This is a genomic window from Micromonospora sp. 15K316, assembly GCF_004348525.1.
Lineage (GTDB): Bacteria > Actinomycetota > Actinomycetes > Mycobacteriales > Micromonosporaceae > Micromonospora.
This window is the reverse complement of sequence record NZ_SMKG01000387.1, coordinates 1-2,317: the sequence shown is the minus strand read 5'-3', so window position 1 is coordinate 2,317 and position 2,317 is coordinate 1. Positions and strand designations below refer to the sequence as shown.

4 protein-coding genes are annotated in these 2,317 nt (G+C 73.2%); 2 read left to right on the top strand and 2 right to left on the bottom strand.

Going from position 1 to position 2,317, the window contains the following annotated elements:
• Positions 1 to 72: 72 nt before the first annotated feature.
• Positions 73 to 609: a histidine phosphatase family protein gene (locus E1211_RS31770; RefSeq protein ID WP_132353891.1), complete on the bottom strand. Its 537-nt coding sequence runs from the start codon at positions 607 to 609 to the stop codon at positions 73 to 75.
• Positions 610 to 723: 114 nt separating this feature from the next.
• Here E1211_RS31770 and E1211_RS31765 point away from each other — a divergent pair, with 114 nt between their 5' ends.
• Positions 724 to 1,014 carry a DUF6458 family protein gene (locus tag E1211_RS31765; RefSeq protein ID WP_132353888.1) on the top strand — a complete coding sequence of 97 codons (291 nt, stop codon included), beginning with the start codon at positions 724 to 726 and terminating at the stop codon, positions 1,012 to 1,014.
• 52 nt (positions 1,015 to 1,066) lie between these two features.
• On the opposite strand, the gene E1211_RS31760 is transcribed toward E1211_RS31765, so the two are convergent.
• Positions 1,067 to 1,744: a hemolysin III family protein gene (locus E1211_RS31760; RefSeq protein WP_132353886.1), complete on the bottom strand. Its 678-nt coding sequence runs from the start codon at positions 1,742 to 1,744 to the stop codon at positions 1,067 to 1,069.
• Positions 1,745 to 1,854: 110 nt separating this feature from the next.
• Here E1211_RS31760 and E1211_RS31755 point away from each other — a divergent pair.
• Positions 1,855 to 2,317, top strand: a 463-nt coding sequence (locus E1211_RS31755) for a carboxyltransferase domain-containing protein (RefSeq protein WP_132353884.1), incomplete at its 3' end; no start/stop codon positions are given.

The window sequence follows — 2,317 nt, the reverse complement described above, 5'->3', positions numbered from 1 at the left end:
ACCCGCCACCGCCCACCGCGCCGCCCTCCTGAGCCGCGTAGCGCCGAGCCACCCGCCCATCCGGCGGGTGGCTCAGCTTCGTGCCGCGTACCGGTTGGTGCGGGGTGCGCCGCCACGATCGAGTTCCGCCCACCGGGCCGGGCCGTGGTGCACCGCGAGCTCCGTCGTCCGCAGCTCCTCCGGATCGCCAGGTCCCGGATCGAGCAGCGCGGAGAGCAGCGAGACCCCCGGGTTGTGGGCGATCAGCAGCACCGTACGGGCATCCGGGTCGACCCGGCGGACCAGCGCCAACAGGTCATCCGGGTGCGCCTCGTACGCATCCGGCTCGTACCGGACGTCCGGGCGCGGACCCGCGGTACCGCCCTCCGGCGGCGAACCGGTCATCCCCATCGCCACGCCGTGCCACGTCTCCCGGGTGCGCCGGGCGGTCGAGCAGAGCACGACGTCCGGCAGCAGGCCGTGCTTGGCCAGCCAGGCGCCGGCGGACTCCGCGTCGGCCCGCCCGCGCGTGGTCAGGGGCCGGTCCGCGTCCGGTCCCTCCTCGGACTGCTCGGCCTTCGAGTGGCGCAGCAGCACCAGTGTCCGCTCCCCGGCGTACCCGTCCGTCATGCCCTCAGCTTGCCCGATTGGCGATCACGGTGCCGGGGTAAGTCGATGGATGCCGCAACCTCACGAATGGCCGCGGCGGAGGCTATCGCCAGCTGAGAGCCGAGGAGGCGACCGATGGGCATTGGTGGCAGCATCTTCCTGATCGCGCTGGGCGCGATCTTCGCGTTCGCCGTGGAGGCCGACCTCGGTTGGCTCGACCTCGCCGTGGTCGGCTGGGTGCTGATGCTCGCCGGCGTCGCCCTGCTCCTGGTCACCCTCTACTTCTGGAACAGCCGGCGGCGGACGGTGGTCACTGCCGCCCCGGCCCGGACGCAGCGGGTGGTGACCGACCGGGTGGTGCCGGCCCAGGACGGCCGGGTCGTGGAGGAGTACCGCGAGGTGCGCCGGCCGGGCCGGACCGTCTGATCCGCACACCGCGCACGCCGGGCCCCCGTACGCCGTGGGCCCGCGTGCGCGGTCAGGCGAAGAGCGCGAAATAGATCGCGATGTGGTGGCAGATCGCGGCGAGCAGCGTGCAGGCGTGGAAGAACTCGTGGTGCCCGAAGACGGTGGGCCAGGGGTTCGGCCGGCGCAGCGCGTAGAAGACGGCCCCGACGCTGTAGACAGCCCCGCCGACGAGGAGCAGCACCAACGCGGCGACCCCGCCCTCGTGCAGGATCTGCGGGAGCATCGCCACCGCCACCCAGCCGAGCGCCAGGTAGAGCGGCGCGGAGACCCAGCGCGGCGCGTGCGGCCAGATCAGCTTGAGCGCGACGCCCGCCAGTGCGCCGCCCCAGACCAGCGCGAGCATCACGGTCGCGGGGCGCACCGACAGCAGCAGGACGCAGAACGGGGTGTACGTGCCGGCGATGAACACGAAGATCATCGAGTGGTCCATCCGGCGCATGATCTGGTAGCCCCGCTCCGACCACACCCGACGGTGGTAGAGCGCGCTGGTGCCGAAGAGCCCGCAGACGGTCAGGCTGTAGATGGCGCAACTGACCAGCGGCGCCCAGCCCGGTCGGGTCGCGGCGATCGCGCAGAGCACGATGCCGCAGACCACGGCCACGAAGAACGCGTACGTGTGCAGCCAGCCGCGCATCCGGGGCTTGCCGATGTCGACCGGCTTGAGCCGGGACGGTGCGGAGGTGGTCACGCGAACAGGTTACGACACCGTAGGTTACTTGGGGGTAGTGCGCCTCGTCACGCCGATCCATCGACGACGGTGGGTACCCACGACCGGGCCCGGTGGGCCAGGATGGCGACATGCGGATCCGACCCGTCGGGGCGCACGCCCTGCTGCTCGACCTCGCGCCCGGCGACGAGTCCGCCCGCGCCGACGTGGCCGGCCAGGTCGAGTCGTGGCGGGCGGAGCTGGGGCACCGCCGCGAGCTGGGCCAGCTGACCGCTGTCGAGATCGTGCCGGCGGCGACCACCGTGCTGCTCGACGGCGTGCCCGATCCGGAGGCGGCCGCCCGGTCGATCGCCGGCTGGACGCCACACCCGGCGACCGCCCGCAGCGCCGCCGAGCCGGTCGAGGTCCCCGTCAACTACGACGGGGCGGACCTACCGGTCGTCGCGGAACACTGGGCCGTCACCGTGCCCACCGTGGTGGAGCGGCTGGCCGGCACCGACTTCCGGGTGGCCTTCTGCGGCTTCGCACCCGGCTTCCCGTACCTCACCGGGCTCCCGGACGAACTCGCGCTGCCCCGGCTGCCCACCCCCCGCC

Coding starts and splice junctions, on each gene's coding strand:
- E1211_RS31770 (WP_132353891.1), bottom strand. CDS start 609: ATGACGGACGGGTACGCCGGGGAGCGGACACTGGTGCTGCTGCGCCAC.
- E1211_RS31765 (WP_132353888.1), top strand. CDS start 724: ATGGGCATTGGTGGCAGCATCTTCCTGATCGCGCTGGGCGCGATCTTC.